The organism is Acidobacteriota bacterium, assembly GCA_016716715.1.
Taxonomy (GTDB): Bacteria; Acidobacteriota; Thermoanaerobaculia; order UBA5066; family UBA5066; genus Fen-183.
This window is the reverse complement of sequence record JADJVE010000001.1, coordinates 160,762-176,430: the sequence shown is the minus strand read 5'-3', so window position 1 is coordinate 176,430 and position 15,669 is coordinate 160,762. Positions and strand designations below refer to the sequence as shown.

The 15,669-nt window shown below is 72.3% G+C and carries 14 protein-coding genes and 1 pseudogene; 6 read left to right on the top strand and 9 right to left on the bottom strand.

Features of this window, described 5'->3' with window-relative positions:
* The first annotated feature begins 1 nt into the window (after position 1).
* The 3 genes and pseudogenes from IPL89_00850 to IPL89_00840 all read left to right on the top strand — a co-directional run bounded on the left by IPL89_00850 (position 2) and on the right by IPL89_00840 (position 3,719).
* Positions 2 to 985 (top strand): fatty acid desaturase, encoded by a 984-nt coding sequence (locus tag IPL89_00850; GenBank protein ID MBK9061746.1) that lies wholly within the window; start codon positions 2 to 4, stop codon positions 983 to 985.
* A gap of 17 nt (positions 986 to 1,002) precedes the next feature.
* Entirely contained in the window at positions 1,003 to 3,138 is a 2,136-nt protein-coding gene (locus IPL89_00845; GenBank protein MBK9061745.1) for a dehydrogenase E1 component subunit alpha/beta, read from the top strand.
* Between the two features lie 11 nt (positions 3,139 to 3,149).
* Positions 3,150 to 3,719, top strand: a pseudogene (locus IPL89_00840) (alpha/beta fold hydrolase).
* 360 nt (positions 3,720 to 4,079) lie between these two features.
* Here IPL89_00840 and IPL89_00835 read toward each other — a convergent pair.
* Both IPL89_00835 and IPL89_00830 read right to left on the bottom strand, forming a co-directional pair.
* Positions 4,080 to 5,660: a hypothetical protein gene (locus IPL89_00835; protein ID MBK9061744.1), complete on the bottom strand. Its 1,581-nt coding sequence runs from the start codon at positions 5,658 to 5,660 to the stop codon at positions 4,080 to 4,082.
* Positions 5,657 to 7,297 carry an alkaline phosphatase family protein gene (locus IPL89_00830; protein ID MBK9061743.1) on the bottom strand — a complete coding sequence of 547 codons (1,641 nt, stop codon included), beginning with the start codon at positions 7,295 to 7,297 and terminating at the stop codon, positions 5,657 to 5,659. Before IPL89_00830 ends, IPL89_00835 begins: the two co-directional genes overlap by 4 nt.
* 56 nt (positions 7,298 to 7,353) lie before the next feature.
* Here IPL89_00830 and IPL89_00825 point away from each other — a divergent pair, with 56 nt between their 5' ends.
* From IPL89_00825 to pyrF, 3 genes are read left to right on the top strand one after another with little or no spacing between them, the layout of a single operon-like run.
* On the top strand, positions 7,354 to 8,160 hold the full coding sequence (locus tag IPL89_00825) for a dihydroorotate dehydrogenase electron transfer subunit (protein ID MBK9061742.1): 807 nt from the start codon (positions 7,354 to 7,356) through the stop codon (positions 8,158 to 8,160).
* Positions 8,157 to 9,104, top strand: coding sequence for a dihydroorotate dehydrogenase (locus tag IPL89_00820; protein ID MBK9061741.1), 948 nt, complete (start codon positions 8,157 to 8,159; stop codon positions 9,102 to 9,104). The genes IPL89_00825 and IPL89_00820 overlap by 4 nt, the downstream gene beginning before the upstream one ends.
* A complete protein-coding gene (pyrF, locus tag IPL89_00815) occupies positions 9,097 to 9,819 on the top strand; it encodes an orotidine-5'-phosphate decarboxylase (protein MBK9061740.1) in 723 nt (240 codons plus the stop codon). Before IPL89_00820 ends, pyrF begins: the two co-directional genes overlap by 8 nt.
* A gap of 12 nt (positions 9,820 to 9,831) precedes the next feature.
* Here the strand turns inward: pyrF and IPL89_00810 are convergent, their stop codons facing one another.
* Genes IPL89_00810 through lepA form a run of 7 tightly spaced genes read right to left on the bottom strand, consistent with a single transcriptional unit; the run spans position 9,832 to position 15,661 of the window.
* Positions 9,832 to 10,173: a hypothetical protein gene (locus tag IPL89_00810; protein MBK9061739.1), complete on the bottom strand. Its 342-nt coding sequence runs from the start codon at positions 10,171 to 10,173 to the stop codon at positions 9,832 to 9,834.
* Complete coding sequence (locus IPL89_00805; GenBank protein MBK9061738.1) at positions 10,173 to 11,369, bottom strand: TRC40/GET3/ArsA family transport-energizing ATPase; 1,197 nt, start codon at positions 11,367 to 11,369, stop codon at positions 10,173 to 10,175. The genes IPL89_00810 and IPL89_00805 overlap by 1 nt, the downstream gene beginning before the upstream one ends.
* A gap of 10 nt (positions 11,370 to 11,379) precedes the next feature.
* Positions 11,380 to 12,366 carry a phosphatase PAP2 family protein gene (locus tag IPL89_00800; GenBank protein ID MBK9061737.1) on the bottom strand — a complete coding sequence of 329 codons (987 nt, stop codon included), beginning with the start codon at positions 12,364 to 12,366 and terminating at the stop codon, positions 11,380 to 11,382.
* Complete coding sequence (locus tag IPL89_00795; protein MBK9061736.1) at positions 12,360 to 12,770, bottom strand: RNA-binding S4 domain-containing protein; 411 nt, start codon at positions 12,768 to 12,770, stop codon at positions 12,360 to 12,362. The genes IPL89_00800 and IPL89_00795 overlap by 7 nt, the downstream gene beginning before the upstream one ends.
* Positions 12,771 to 12,777: 7 nt before the next feature.
* The gene (locus tag IPL89_00790) at positions 12,778 to 13,137 is read right to left on the bottom strand and encodes a hypothetical protein (GenBank protein ID MBK9061735.1); all 360 of its coding nucleotides are present in this window, start codon (positions 13,135 to 13,137) and stop codon (positions 12,778 to 12,780) included.
* Positions 13,138 to 13,181: 44 nt separating this feature from the next.
* On the bottom strand, positions 13,182 to 13,862 hold the full coding sequence (gene lepB, locus IPL89_00785) for a signal peptidase I (protein ID MBK9061734.1): 681 nt from the start codon (positions 13,860 to 13,862) through the stop codon (positions 13,182 to 13,184).
* Positions 13,859 to 15,661: an elongation factor 4 gene (gene lepA, locus IPL89_00780; protein ID MBK9061733.1), complete on the bottom strand. Its 1,803-nt coding sequence runs from the start codon at positions 15,659 to 15,661 to the stop codon at positions 13,859 to 13,861. The genes lepB and lepA overlap by 4 nt, the downstream gene beginning before the upstream one ends.
* Positions 15,662 to 15,669 lie beyond the last annotated feature (8 nt).

The window sequence follows — 15,669 nt, the reverse complement described above, 5'->3', positions numbered from 1 at the left end:
GATGAAGTCGGGCTATTACCACCACGCGATCGGGGACCTCAGGGCGCGCCTCTCGGCCGCCGTGCCGAACGAGGTCCTCAAGGCGCTGCACCGCAAGAGCCCCGCGCGGCACTTCGCTGTCGTCCTGCGCCAGGTCGTCCTCTTCGCGGGCGCGTTCGCGCTCGGCTGGCAGTTCGAGAGCCTCTGGGTCCGGATCCCGTGCGCGCTCGTCCTCGGCTTCGTCGTCTTCGACGGGACCGTCCTCCTCCACGAGGTCGTCCACAAGGCCGTCTTCGACGGCGACCGGCCCGGCGCCTACCGCGCGCTCGGCCTCCTCTACGCGCTGCCGTCGGGGATCTCGCCGACCCAGTTCACGCGCTGGCACCTCGACCATCACGCCGAGCTCGGCTCCTCGACGGACGACCCGAAGCGCGCGCACCTGTCTCCGAAGATCAACGCGCGCTGGCTCAAGCTCCTGTACGCGACGCCGGCGCTCTTCCCGATCTACTTCCGCGCCGCGCGGAAGGAGACCGCGACGTACCCCGAGACGCTCCGGCGCCGCATCGCGGGCGAGCGCCTCGCGGCGATCCTTCTCCATCTCGTGACGGCCGCGCTGATCGCGCGATTCGGCGGCGGCGCGCGCCTCGTCTGGCTCTACCTCGTCCCGGTATTCCTCGTCTTCCCGCCGGCCTTCGCGCTGAACCGCCTCGGCCAGCACTACGACATCGTGCCGGGCGAGCCCGCGAAGTGGGGCACGCGCATGGCGCGCTCGCCGCTCTGGGAGTTCGTCTACCTCTGGTCGAACCTCCACCTCGAGCACCACTACTACCCCGCCGTGCCGTTCTACCGCCTGCCGGCGCTCAACACGGCGCTCGTCCCCTTCTTCGAGAAGGAAGGCGTCCCGGCGCGGCGGTACCGCGACCTCCTCCGCGGCTGGATCGTCGAGAACCGCGCGCCCCATTCGGACTGGAGCGCGCCGGCCGCCCCGACGGCGCCCGCCGCGTAGGGTAAAGTCCCGCGCAGATGGCTTCCGAAGCCGCCGCGCCCCGGGTGGACAAGTACGAGGGGCTGACGCGGGACGACCTCCTCCGCGCCTTCCGCAACATGGTGACCTCCCGGCGGATTGACGACCGGGAGATCCAGCTCAAGCGGCAGAACCGCATCTTCTTCCAGATCTCCGGGGCGGGCCACGAGGCGCTCCAGACGGCGATCGCCGCCCACATGAAGAAGGGCGTCGACTGGCTCTTCCCGTACTACCGCGACCGCGCGCTCTGCCTCGGGCTCGGCGTGACGCCCCGCGAGATGTTCCTCGAGGCCGTCGGCGCCGCCGCCGACCCCGCCTCCTCCGGCCGCCAGATGCCGTCGCACTGGGGCTCGGCGCGGCTGAACGTCTTCACCACCTCCTCCCCGACGGGCTCCGAGTGCCTGCCGGGCGTCGGCGCCGCCGAGGCGGGCCGCTTTCTCCTCCGCCCCGACGCCGCCGCGATCCGCGACCAGGCGTCGCGCGCGTCCGCGGACGAGGTCGTCGTCGTCACGATCGGCGACGGGGCGACGTCGGAGGGCGAGTTCTGGGAAGCGCTCAACTCCGCGGCGACGCTCAAGCTCCCGGTCGTCTTCGTCGTCGAGGACAACGGCTACGCGATCTCGGTGCCCGTCGAGGTCAACACGCCCGGCGGCTCCATCTCGCGCCTCGTGCGCTCCTGGCCGGGCATCTTCGTCGTCGAGGTGGACGGCTGTGACTACCTGGCGTCCTACGACGCGTTCCGGTACGCGTTCGCGTACGCGCGCGAACGGAAGGGCCCCGCGCTCGTCCACGGGCACGTCGTCAGGCCGTACTCGCACTCCCTCTCCGACGACGAGAAGCTCTACCGCCCCGAGAACGAGCGCCAGAAGGACGCCGAGCGCGACCCGATCGTCCTCTTCGAGAAGTTCCTGCTCGACGAGAATCTCGCGACGGCGGACGAGATCAAGGCCCTCCGTGACGAGGTCGACGCCGAGGTGGGTCGCGCCGCGGACGAGGCGCTCGCGAGCCCGCAGCCGGCCGCCGAGACCGTCTTCGAGAACGTGACCTCCCCCGACGCCGACCCGACGTCGGCCGCGTTCGACACGGAGGACGCCCCCGCGTTCTCCGGCGAGCCCACGACGATGGTCGACCTCGTCAACGCGGCGCTCCGGGACGAAATGGCGCGCGACGGGAGGATTGCCGTGTGGGGCGAGGACGTCGCGGACGCGAGCCGCGTCGACGTCCTCGGCGAGGTGAAGGGCAAGGGCGGCGTCTTCAAGGTCACCGCGGGGCTCCAGAAGGCCTACGGCAATGCGCGGGTCTTCAACGCGCCGCTCGCGGAAGCGAGCATCGTGGGCCGAGCGATCGGCTGGGCCGCGCGCGGTCTCAAGCCCGTCGTCGAGATCCAGTTCTTCGACTACATCTGGCCCGCGATGCAGCAGCTGCGCGACGAGCTCGCGACGGTGCGCTGGCGCTCGGGCGGCGCGTGGAAGGCGCCCGTCGTCGTCCGCGTGCCGATCGGCGGCTATCTCACGGGCGGCGGGCCGTACCACTCGCAGTCCGGCGAGGTGACGTTCGCGCACATCCCGGGCCTCAGGGTCGTGATGCCGTCGAACGCGCTCGACGCGAATGGCCTCCTGCGCACCGCGATCCGGTGCGACGACCCCGTCCTCTTCCTCGAGCACAAGCACCTCTACCGCCAGACGCACAACAAGGGGCGCTACCCGGGCCGGGACTTCATGATCCCGTTCGGGAAGGCGAAGGTCGTCCGGCCCGGCGAGGACGTGACGGTCGTGACGTACGGCGCGACGGTCTACCGCAGCGCGGTCGCCGCGGCGGCGCTCGCCGAGGAGACGGGCCGGCACGCCGAGGTGATCGACCTTCGCACGCTCGCGCCGTACGACTGGGAAGCGATCGCGACGAGCGTGAAGAAGACGAACCGGCTCCTGGTCGTCCACGAGGACTGGAAGACGCACGGCTTCGGCGCCGAGATCGCGGCGCGCGCGGCCGACGAGCTCTTCGAGTGGCTGGACGCCCCGGTGCGCCGCGTCGCGGCGAAGGACGTCTTCTGCGCCTACGCGCCGCAGCTCGAGGACGCGACGCTCCCGCAGAGCGACGACATCCTCAACGCCCTCCGCGACCTGGTCGCGTACTGAGCGCCAGCGCGATGAGCAACCGCAAGCGGCTCCTGAGCTGGGCCCTCGGCGCCATCGCCTTCTCTTTCTTCTTCCTCTTCGGCGCCCTCGCCGTCGACCCGTTCCCGGCATACCGCGCCGTCATGGAGGAGTGGCTCGCGATCTCCGGCGGCCACCGCGAGGTCTTCGCGGCCGACGACGGCTCGCGCCTGTCCGTCTGGGTGCTCGGGCCCCTCTCCGCCGAGCGGCCCGTCGTCCTCCTGCACGGCCTCGGCGCCGACGCGTCGTACTGGGCCGGCACGGCGCGCGTCCTCGTCCGCGCCGGCCGCACCGTCCTCCTCCCGGACGGGCCCGGCTCCGGCCGCAGCGAGCCCCCGCGCGCCGCCGCCGGCTACCGGATCCCGGGCCGCGTCAGCGCGCTCGCCGCGCTCTTCCGCGCGCTCGCGCTCGACAAGGCCGATCTCGTCGGCCACTCCCTCGGCGGCTGGACGGTCGCCGCGTTCGCGCTCCAGCACCCGGAAAAGACGGGCCGCCTCGTCCTCGTCGATGCGGGCGGCTTCGACCTGCCCGCCGACATCGCCGCCGAGCGCCGCCGCGTGCTCCCGGAGGACCGGCCGGGCGCTCGGCGCGTCCTCGACCTCCTCTTCTTCCGTCGCCCGTTTCCCGCCGCGGGATTCGTGGTGAACGCCTTCGGCCGCAACTACGGCGGCGATCCCGCGGCCGTAACGGTGAGGACGCTGGATGTGTCCGACGGGCTGGAGGGCCGCGGGAAGGACCTGCCCGCCGGCACCGCCGTGATCTGGGGGGAGAAGGAGACGCTCTTTCCCCTCCCGCTCGGGAAGAAGCTCGCCGCGGAGATTCCGGGCGGCCGCCTCTTCGTCCTGCCGGGCGCGGGCCACGACGGCCCGCTCGAGACGCCGCGGGCCTTCCGCGAGGCGCTCGCGAGCGCTGACTTCCGCCCCTCAGTCCGGCGACAGCCGGTAGACCGTGAACGTGGGCCGCCCCCACGGGTCTTTGCCCCGGGAGACCACCGACCCCCGCCGGCCCGCGAGGCCGGCGGCTTCCAGCGCGCCGCCGTCCGCGTAGAGAACGTTCCCGTCGAGCGCGATGCGCGCGTCCGTGAGGTCCCGGAATGCGACGACGGGCCCGCGCCGCGCCCCGGGCGGCGCAAGCAGCTCCTCGACGACGTACGGGTTCCGCGCGGCGCCGCGCGCGGCGAGGACGACGCGCGCGGGCGGGCCGCCCTTCGAGGCGGCGACGAGCGCGTCCGCGAGCTCGCGCTCCGGGCCGCCGAATGCCCCCCACGTCCGCGGAGACGCGCCCCAGCGCGCGAACCCTGCGACGTCCGACGCCGCCGCGAGGGCGAGGACGCCCCCGAGCGCGACGGCCGCGAGGCGCCGCCGCTCCGGCGGGATCGCCTCGAGCACGATTGCGGCCCCGAGTCCGGCGAGAACCAGAACGTACGGCGTCATGGGAGACACCCGGTACGCGTTCGCGCCCGTGTCTTCAGCAGCGAGAAGACCGCCCGCGAGGAACAGGCCCGCCGGGAGGAGCAGCGCGCGCGCCGGCCCCCCGCGCGCGGCGCCCCACGCCGCGCCCGCGAGCGCGAGGCCCGCGACGGCGGCGGGGAGCACGGGCCGGGCCGGATCGCCGTGGCGTTCGTTCACGTCCCCGCGCCAGAAGAAGAGCGCGGCGTAATCCGTCACGTTCCGTGCGAGAAGGAGGCCCGCGTCCGCGCCCCCGTGCCGGAGGAGCGAGAGCTCCCGCTCGCGGGCGAAGAAGCGGTCCGGGGAGCGGACGTAGTGCGCGGCCAGCGGCGCGAAGACGACGGCCTCCGCGGCGAGCGCGAGCGCCGCGAGGCGTGCGAGCGGCCACGCTCCGGCCCGCCGCGCGAGGACGCGCAGGGCGGCGAGCGCGAGCACGACGGCGGGCGCGGCCAGGAACAGCCGGCCGGCGGCGTAGCCGTATGCCCCGAGCCCTGCGGAGGCGCCGGCGAGAAGGGCGAGCGCGGCCGAGCCCCTTCGTGCCGCGCGCAGGCCAGCCCACGTCGCGAGCGCGGCGAAGGCCGACGTCGCGAGGGCCACCCAGCCCCAGCGCCCCGTCGTGAGGAGCCACATCGAGGTCGCGCCGAGGACGGCCGAGGACCCGAGCGCGAACGACCGGCCGCGGCACGCTTCCGTGGCGAGGAGAAGGAACGCGGCGAAGAGGGCGAGCGCCGGCACGACCGAGAGCACATGGACGGACGCGAGCCCTCCGCCGGCCGCGACGTCGAGCGCGCGGATCGCGCGCAGGGTCGCGTTCGGGACCCACATGTTCACGAAGCCTTCGCCGGGCGGCGTGAGCGCCGTCGTCCCGAAGAAGGGCGCGCCGGGCGGGAGCAGGCGCGCGGCGCGGAGCGCGTAGGCCTCGTCGATCCACGGCCCCGGCGGCCACGCCGAGAGGTTCACGAGCCGCAGCCCGGCGCCGAGGAGCGCCGCGGCCGCAACGACGACGACGACGGAGCGGACGCGCGTGCCGGGCGGGACGGTCGGGACGGACGTCACTGCGGTCCCCCGGGCTCGAACGTGGTGATCACCGGGACGCTCGCGATCTCCGCGAACCTCTCGTCGAACGCTTCGGCGAGGACGCGCCCGTCCATGTCGCGCGCGAGCGGCTCGCCCGCGAGGACGAGAAGCGTCGGCGCGAGGTCGAGGACGCCGGCCGAGGTGAGGCGCACGCCCGAACGGACGCCCGCACCGGCAAGAAGCACGAACCCGTCGCGCGCGGCGTCGGGACCGGCCTCGGGCACGCGTCCGCGCACGAAGCGCACGACGGCCTCAGCGGTGGTGGGCGGGCCCCACCCGACGGGCGCGAAGAGGCAGATCGTGCGCTCTTTGCCCTCGCGCTCGAGAACGTCCGCGAGCGTGTCGTCGAGGAACCGGTAGTACGCCTTGAGGGCCCGGGCCCGCGTCTCGGCCCCCTCCGGCGCCGCGAGTCCCCAGTAGCGCGCGTCCCCGGCGCCGCCGAAGAGCCGCGCGGCCGTCGCGAGGCCGGAGAGGACGAGGGCCGCGACGTTGTTCGGCCCCGCCGGAAGCGCGCCCAGCGCCGCGCCGACGACGCTCAGGTCGCCCGCCGCGGCGGCGGGCGGCTCGCGGCGCGCCGGCCCTTCGGGCAATCCGTCCGGGCCGAGCGCGCGGGCGAGCGGCCGGTCCAGCCCGGCCGGAGAGACCCGGAAGAGGCGCGCGCGCCGGGCGGCCTCGGCCGGGCGCGCCGCGTCGTCCGCGTCGTCGCCCGCGAAGAAACGGTCCGTCGCCCAGAGCACCGTTCCGTCGCGCGCCGGGGCCGAGCACGGCCAGTTCAGGACCGCCGATTCGTGGCCGCGCGCCACCAGGATCTCCCAGAACGTGAGGCTGCGACGCCGGGCGCCGTCCTCGCGCACCCACGTCCCGAGCGGCGGCACGAGCCGCCCGAGGCCCGGCACGACCGGCAGCATGCGGAACGACCCCGAGAGCGCGTCCCGCCGGAAGCCCGAGACGACGCCGTGCTTGAACGGCTTCTTGCCCGTCGCCGCGGACGTCCAGAGGGCCGCGCGGTCGTACGGCGCGAGAGACGCGAGCGGCCCCGCCGCCCCTTCCGAGAGCAGGCGCGCGAACGTCGGAAGCGAGCCCTCCGACGCGAACGCCGTCAGGAGATCCCAGGAGACGCCTTCGATCCCGATGACGAGGAGGCTCCGGCGCGCGGCGCGCGGCAGCGGCTCCGGGCTCGCGAGCACGGCCCGCTCCGGCGCGCGGCGTCCCGCCAGCGGCGCGAGGAGGAGCAGGACGAGGACGGCCGCGACCGGCCGCGCGGGCGCGCCGCGCCCCGCAGCGAAAGCGAGGAGGAACGCGCCCCCCGCGAGCGCGAGCGCCGCCGCCGCGAGGACGCGCCGCCCGCCTCCGGGGACGAAGTCGTGCGCCGCCCGGCGCTGGACTTCGACGCCCGCGGCCGCGAGGCCGAGAAGGAGAGCCAGGAGGAGCGTCGACGCGCGCGTCGCGGGCCGTTTCCGGAGCCACGCGAGGGGCGCCGCGAGCGCCGCGCCGATCGCGCCGAGCACCACGAGGGCCCGCAGCGCGGGGGCGGGCGCGAGGAGATCGGGATTCAATCCGATCAGGACGTCGGCCGCCGCGACGCCGGCGAGCGCCCCCGCCAGGACGAACGGCAACGCCCGACGTCTCTCGTCCATATAATCCGCGCCCGGCGAGTCTCGCCCCCTTCCCGATGGCCGTCAACGAAACGCTTCGCGTCCTCCGCACGCTGCACTACGACGCGGCGCACTATTCGTTGTTCCTCCAGGCCGGCACGATCGGCCCGGCGGCGAAGGCGGGAAACTTCGCGATGTTGCAGGCCGGGGACGGCCTCCGGCCGTACCTCCGGCGGGCGTTCTCGATCGCGGACGTCACGACGGTCGCCGGCGTTCCCGCGATCGAGTTCGTCGTGAAGGCCGTCGGCGTCGGCACGGGAGCGCTCGGGCGGCTCCCCGAGGGCACGCCGGTGCCCGTGCTCGGCCCGCTCGGCGTCCCCTTCCCGACGGACGACCTCAAGACCGGCGACCGCGTGGCCCTCGTCGCGGGCGGGATCGGCCTCGCGCCGCTCGTCCTCCTCGCGCGCACCCTCGCGGCGCGCGGCCTCGCCGCGGACCTCTACTACGGCGGCCGCAACGAGAACGACATCCTGAAGCGCGCCGACTTCGAGCGCTTCCTCGGCCAGCACCGCTGCCGCTACGCCACGGACGACGGCTCCCTCGGCCGGCGCGGGCGCGTGACGGACCTCTTCGCGCACGCCCTCGACGGCGGGACGTCCTACCGGCGCGTCTTCGCGTGCGGCCCGCTGCCGATGTTCCGCACCCTCGCCGCGATCGTCGAAAAGGCGGGCCTCGACGCTTCGTTCGCGATGGAGTCCGAGATGGCGTGCGGTTTCGGCGTCTGCCTCGGATGCGTCGCCCCGACGACGGACGGCCGCTTCGCGACGATCTGCAAGGAAGGGCCGTGCGTGCCCCCGTCCTTCATCGACTGGAAGAAGGTCTGATGGCCGTCGACCTCGCCGTCCAGATGGGGCGCCTGCGCCTGAAGAATCCGATCGCGACGGCCTCGGGCACGTTCGGCTACGGCCTCGAGTTCGCGGACTACCTCGACCTCTCGGCGCTCGGCGCGATCTCCGTCAAGGGCCTCTCGCACCGGCCGTGCCACGGCAACCCGCCGCCCCGCATCTGCGAGACGGACGCGGGGATGCTGAACGCGATCGGCCTCCAGAACGTCGGCGTCGACGCGTTCCTCGCCGAGAAGCTCCCCGAGCTCCACGCGAAGGGCGCGACGGTGATCGCGAACGTCTGGGGCGATGCCGAGGAGGACTACGTCGCGGTCGTCGAGCGCATCGGCGCCGACCGCCGGATCGCGGCGATCGAGCTGAACGTCTCCTGCCCGAACGTCGTGAAGGGCGGGATGATCTTCGGCAACAATCCGCAGGCTCTGGCGGCGCTCGTGAAGAAGGTCCGGGCCGCCACGCCGCACGTCCTCGTCGTGAAGCTCTCCCCCAACGTGACGGACATCGTCGCGGTCGCGCAGGCGGCCGTGGACGCCGGGGCGGACGCTCTCTCGCTCATCAACACGCTCGTCGGCCTCGCGATCGACCTCGAGACGCGGACGCCGAAAATCGGCTTCACGACCGGCGGCCTGTCGGGCCCGGCGATCCGCCCGATCGCCCTCCGGATGGTCTGGGAGGTCCGCAAGGCGCTCCCGAAGATCCCGATCTTCGGGATGGGCGGGATCGAGACGGTCGAGAACGTCGTCGAGTTCCTCGTCGCCGGCGCGAACGCCGTCCAGATCGGCACGGCGAACTTCCGGGATCCCTCGCTCGCGGGCCGGCTCGTCGGCGAGCTTTCCGCCTGGTGCGCGGAGCGGAAGATCGCGCGCGCCGCCGACCTCGTCGGAACCCTGAAGACGAGGCCGCGCGAGGACCACCGGTTTGCCTGACGCGCGCGCACGCCTCGCCGTCGCGCTGGATCTCCCGGACCGGGCCGCGCTCCTCGCGATGGCGCGCCGCGTCGCCCCCGAGGCCGGCGTCCTCAAGCTCGGCCTCGAGGCCTTCGTGGCGGAAGGGCCGGCGCTCGTCCGCGAGGTCGTCGCGTCCGGCGCGGACGTGTTCCTCGACCTCAAGCTCCACGACATTCCGAACACCGTCGGCCGCGCCGCGGCCGCGGCCGCCGCGACGGGCGCGGCGATCGTGAACTGTCACGCCTCCGGCGGGCGCGACATGCTGCGAGCCTTCGGCGACGGAGGCCGCGAGGCCGCCGCGAAGGCCGGCCGCCCCGCGCCTCGGCTCATCGCCGTCACGATCCTGACGTCTCTGGACGCGAGCGCGCTCGCCGCGATCGGCGTCGCCGGGACGCCGCGCGAGGCCGCCGTGCGTCTCGCCGCGCTCGCGCAGGAATCGGGCCTCGACGGCGTGGTCTGCTCGCCGGAGGAGATCACGGCGATCCGCGCCGCGTGCGGGAAGGACTTCCTCCTCGTGGTGCCGGGCGTGCGCCCCGCGGGCACGGCGCTCGGCGACCAGAAGCGCGTGGCGACGCCCGCCGAAGCGATCCGCGCAGGGGCGGACATTCTCGTCGTCGGCCGCCCGATCACGGGCGCAACGGATCCCGCCGCCGCGGCGCGCGCGATCGTCGCCGGGATCGCCGCCGCGCTCTGACCCGTCCGCCCGCTATTCGACCTTGATCTTTTCGTAACGCGCGGTGCCGTCGGACCGGGCCGCGCGCTCGGCGAGCGAAATCTCCTCGTCGAGGAAGTCGCGCAGGGCCTTCATCAGTTCGATGCCCGAGAACGCCGCGCGGCCGAGCGCGGCGCGCCCCGCGAGCGAGACGGAGAACTTCCCGATCAACCCGGCCGCGGGCCGGAGGAAGCAGCCCTCGCCGCCGCACGCGAGGCCGGGAATCGGACCGCCGGCGCGCGGAGCGCCCGCCGCGGCCTGCGCTGCGTCCGTGGCCGCGACGCCGGGCCCGAAGTCGGCCTCGAGGGGATCGACGGGTTTCTTCTTGCGTGCCATCAGGGCGCCTCCGTCGCGCGCGCGAAGCGCACGGTGAGCTTGCCGTCCTCGACCTTCGCGCCGGAGGGCGTGAAGCCCGCGAGCGTCCGCGGGATCGGGACGTGGTGCCGGACGTTGCCGATGCGGACGATGAGATCGCCCGACGCGACCGCGAGGTCGACGTCCTCCTTCGCGACGAAGGGAAGGTCGAGCGTGAGGACGTAGCGCCCGTTCTGCTTGGTGTACCGGTAGGGCGCGACCGAGCGGAACGACGCCGCCGCGTCCCGGCCGGCCCACAGCTCCGTTCCGAGAGAGAGGAGCGCCGCCGGGCCGAGGACCTGGTCGTCGCGGAGCGGGAGCGTGAAGAGGGGAACCGGGTCGAAGTAGCGGTGCGCCTCCTCGAGGAACCGCGCCTGGGTCTTCCGCCACTTGTCGAAGAACGGGTCGTGCATTTTCCCGGGGAGGAGACGGTTCACGATCACGGCGTCCACGGTGAACCCGTAAAGGCCGAAGTACATGAAGGCGCGCTGTGTCTCCTTGATCACGATCTTTTCCGCGTTCGTGACGAGGCGGACGGTCGTCGTCTTCGGGTCCTTCAGGAGCGCGTCGACGCCGTCGAGCTTCTCGGCGAGCGACTGCACGTTGTCGAAGTACCGGTCCGGCGGGAGCGGGACGTTCGCGACCTTCCTGGCCACGGGACGCGCGACCTTCAGGATGTTGCGCTGAATCCGGAAGAGCTTCGTCATGTACCAGTCGAGCGTCGGCGGCAGGGAGACGAAGCGCAGGGACTCGCCCGTGGGGGCGCAGTCGAGGATCAGGACGTCGAACGCCTTCTCCTTCGCGTAGCGGTTCACGTAGAGGAGGGCGGAGACCTCCTCCATCCCCGGGAAGATCGCGAGCTCCTCGGCGAGGACCTCCTCGACGCCCGTCACGGCGAGGAGCGCCGTGATGTAACCCGAGATGTCCTTCCAGTGGCGCCCGATCTCCTCCGTGACGTCCACTTCCTGGATCCAGAGGTTCTCCGCGACCGGCACGGCCTCGCCGCGGTGCTTGTCCGTGAGGGCGCCCGGCAGGTCGAACGAATCGGCGAGCGAGTGCGCGGCGTCGACGGACATCACGAGCGTCTTCAGGCCCTGCGCCGCCAGCGTCAGGCCCGTCGCGGCCGCGACCGTCGTCTTGCCGGTGCCGCCCTTGCCCGTGAAGAGGATGATCCGCATCCGCCGGATGTTACGCGGGCGGGACGCTGCGCCTTCCCGCCGCCTCGCAGGCCCACGCGAGGAGGAGGCCCGCGTACCCGTCGATCGCGTAGTGCCACCCGCTCACGACGGAGGTGAAGAGGGTCACGGCGGTCAGCGCCGCGAAGAGGGCGAAGAGCGCCTTCGACCGCCGGCGCGCGAAGAACATGAGGAACGCCTGGGCCGCGACGTGCAGCGACGGCATCGCGGCCACGCCGAGATACGGGGAGATGTCGAACCCCTCCGGGTGGCGGTGGAGCGAACGGATCCGGCCGTAGTGCGCGAAGAGGAGGTCCATCGTCGCGGACTGCCCCGGCATCGCGGCGCGGACCTCCGTGTAGTCGTCCTTGAGGACGTAACACGGCCCGAGCGACGGCACCGCGAAGTAGAACCACGCGCCGAAGACCCAGAGGAGGGTGAAGCCCGCCGCGAAACGCGCGCGGTCGCGGACGGAGAGCGCCGCCCCGAACCAGGCGAGGCCCGCCATGACGGTCCAGATGAACGCGCCGTAATAGACGTCGAGAGTGCGCCACAGAGCCGGATAGGGAAAGAGGCCCTGGAGGAAGCGCCCGGGATTCACGCCCAGATGAAGCGCCGTCTCGATCCGGAAGAGGCCCGGGTCGAAGAGGACGTCGGGACGGAGGAGCGGGAGCGCGACCTTGAGCCAGCTGTAGGCCCAGGACGTGAGCGTGAGGACCGCCAGGAACCGCGCCAGGTCCGGGAGGGACCTCGGCCGGAGGAGCGCGCGGAGCCGGGCCGCCCCGCGCCTCTTCCCGCGGCGCCCCGCGAGGAGCGCGCGCACGAGAACGCCCGCGAGCAGAACGGTTCCCGTGATCGCGACGAACTGGCGCATGTCGAGCAGGGTCCTCAGGAGATCGACGTTCATCCTTGCGCGCGTCCGGAGGAGGAACGCGACGAGAACGACGTCGGCGAGGAGGACGATCTCGTAGAGTCTCGGGCGCGCGAGGCGCCTCACCACCCGCGCGTCCTCTCGCGCTGCCGCCGTTCCTTCTTCGTGGGACGGGCGCCGCCCGCGTCCTTCGGCGCGAACATCCGTTCGAGCCTCCGTGCCTCGAGAACCTCCGGGGAGGGGGGCGGCGTCGTCTCCTCGAAGAGGGCGCGCGCGTCGGCCTTCTTCACGTGCCGCTCGGCAAGCCCCTTCACGACGAACGTGCGCTTGCCGCGGGCGAACGTGATCGACAGGCGGTCTCCCGCGCGGAGGAGCTTGTGCGCGGCGGACGCGTGGCCGTTCAGGTCCACCTTGCCGCCGGCACACGCCGCAGCCGCCTGCGAGCGCGTCGGGAAGAGGCACGCCACGTCCAGCCACACGTCCAGCCGGACCTCGGTGAGTGGAGCGTCCTCGTCCTCGCGCGTCTTCGCCATCGCGCGGCTAGAAGACCGGCTTTTCGACTTTCTTGTCGAACAGGTAGACGTACTTGTAGCCGAAGATGTCGGCGGTCTGCTTGTACCGCGCCGCGATCACGACGTAGCTCCCGTTCTTGTCGACGTGAATGTCCTGCAGCTGGAGCGGGACCTTCGCGTCCTGCGCCTTGAGGTAGATGTCCATCCGGAGCTTCTCGAGCGGCTTCAGTCCGCCGAAGTTCGCCGCCTCGTTCATGGCGTCGAGGACCTCGTTGCCGTGGATGTGCAGCGGGACGACGCGCACCAGCGCCACCACGGCCACGAACAGGATCGCAAGACCGACGATCAGACCGAAGGCGCCTTCCCCACGATTCCCGATGCGACGCATGTGCAAGCTCCTCTCTTCGACGCGACCGTCCGGACGGCCCGGCTTCAACGAACCGCCCGGAACGTCCGGTTCCAGCGGGTCCTGACCAAAAAGTGTAACCCGGTGTCGAGCGTCCGGCGTAACGCCGCGCCCCGGCCCGAAAACGTCCGGTCGGAGGGCGCCCACGACCAGAGAACGCAGACGGCCCGGCCCTCGAGGTTCGCGGCCGGGGCCGGCCCCCAGAAGCGTGAATCCTGCGAGTCGTCCCGGTTGTCCCCCATCGCGAAGAACCGGCCCTCCGGCACCGCGACCGGCCCGAAGGAGTCGCGCTTCGCGAGCGCCGCCGGAGCGTCCGCGCCGTACGTCGTGGCGTCGCGGTGGACGACGAAGGATTCGTCCCGGGCAAAGCCGTTCACGCGCAGCTCCTTTGCGCGCTGCTCCACCGTGTCGCCGCCCGTCGCGACCGCGCGCTTCAGGAGGTCGCGCGAGGCGTCGCGCGGGTCGCGGAACACGACGACGTCGCCCCGCGTCAGGGTCCGGTAGGGCAGAAACCGCGCCCACGGCCCCGCGTGGGGCGCGTAGGCGACCTTGTCCACGACGATCCGGTCTCCCGCGAGCACGGCGTCCTCCATGGACGACGTGGGGACGTGGAAGATCTGGAAGACGAAGGTCTTGACGAAGAGCGCGAGCGCCGCCGCCACGAGGACGGCTTCGGCCGTCTCCGCGAAGCGCCCGGGGCGGCTCACGAGTCGACCTTGAGGACGGCGAGGAAGGCCTCTTGCGGGAGGTCGACGCGGCCGACCTTCTTCATGCGCCGCTTGCCTTCCTTCTGCTTTTCGAGCAGCTTCTTCTTGCGCGTGATGTCGCCGCCGTAGCACTTCGCGATGACGTTCTTGCGCATCGCCCTCACGGTCGAACGCGCCAGGATTTTCGAGCCGATCGCCGCCTGGATGACGACCTCGAACATCTGCTGCGGGATCATCTCCTTCATCTTCTCCACGATCGAGCGGCCCTTCGTCTGCGCCTTGTCGCGGTGGACGATGAACGCGAGCGCGTCCACGGGCTCGCCGTTGATGAGGACGTCGAGCTTCACGAGGTCGCCGGGCCTGTAGTCGATGAGCTGGTAGTCGAACGACGCGTAGCCCCGGGAGAGCGACTTGAGCTTGTCGTAGAAGTCGAGGATGACCTCGTTCAGGGGAAGCTCGTACTTGAGGACGGCGCGCTGCGTGCCCGCGTACTCGAGCGAGACCTGCGTGCCGCGCCGCTCCTGGGCCAGCGCGAGGATCCCGCCGAGGAACTCGTCCTTCGTGATGATCGTCGCGAGGATGTACGGCTCGCGCATCTCCTGGATGAGCTGCACGTCGGGGAGCTTCACGGGGTTCGAGATCTCGAGCTCCTGGCCGCGCGTGGTCGTGATCCGGTACGGGACCGACGGCGCCGTCGTGATGAGCGAGAGGTTGAACTCGCGCTCGAGGCGCTCCTGGATGATCTCCATGTGCAGGAGGCCGAGGTACCCGCACCGGAAGCCGAACCCGAGTGCCGTCGAGGACTCGGGCTCGAACGTGAAGGACGCGTCGTTCAGCCGGAGCTTCTCCATCGCGTCGCGCAGGTCCTCGTACGCTTCCGTCTCCGTCGGGAAGATCGACGCGAAGACCATCGGCTTGACGTCCAAAAAGCCGGGGAATGCTTCAGCGGTCGGACGTTCGGTCTCCGTGACGGTGTCGCCGATCTTGGCGGCGTGGAGGTCCTTGATGCCCGCGATGACGTAGCCGACCTCGCCCACGGAGAGCTCGGGCACGACGAGCGGCTTCGGGTTGAAGATCCCGACCTCCTGAACCTCGCCGCCGAAGCCCGTCCCCATCATCCGGATCTTCATGCCCGGCCGGATCGTCCCCTCGTGCACCCGCACGAGGCACGTGACGCCGCGGTAGACGTCGAACCACGAGTCGAAGAGGAGCGCCTTCAGCGGCGCCGCGGGGTCGCCCTTCGGCGCCGGAATGTCGTGGACGATCTGCTCGAGCAGGTCGCGCACGCCCGTCCCGACCTTGCCGGACGTCAGGACCGCGTGGCGGGCCGGGATCCCGATGACCTCCTCGATCTGCTCGCGCGCCATCTCGGGCACGGCGGACGGGAGGTCGACCTTGTTGATGCACGGGACGATCGTGAGGTCGTTGTGGATCGCGAGGTACGCGTTTGCGAGCGTCTGGGCCTCGACGCCCTGCGTCGCGTCGACGACGAGGACCGCGCCTTCGCACGCGGCGAGGGAGCGCGACACCTCGTAGGTGAAGTCCACGTGCCCGGGCGTGTCGATGAGGTTCAGCGTGTAGTCCCGTCCGTCCTCGGCCCGGTACTTGAGCGTGACGGAGCGCGCCTTGATCGTGATCCCGCGCTCCTTCTCGATCGGGTTGTCGTCGAGGACCTGCTCGGTCATTTCGCGGGCGGTCAGCGCGCCCGTGATCTCGAGGATCCGGTCGGAGAGCGTCGTCTTCCCGTGGTCGATGTGAGCGACGATCGAGAAGTTGCGGATGCGCGAGGGGTCGGTCATGAGGGGGG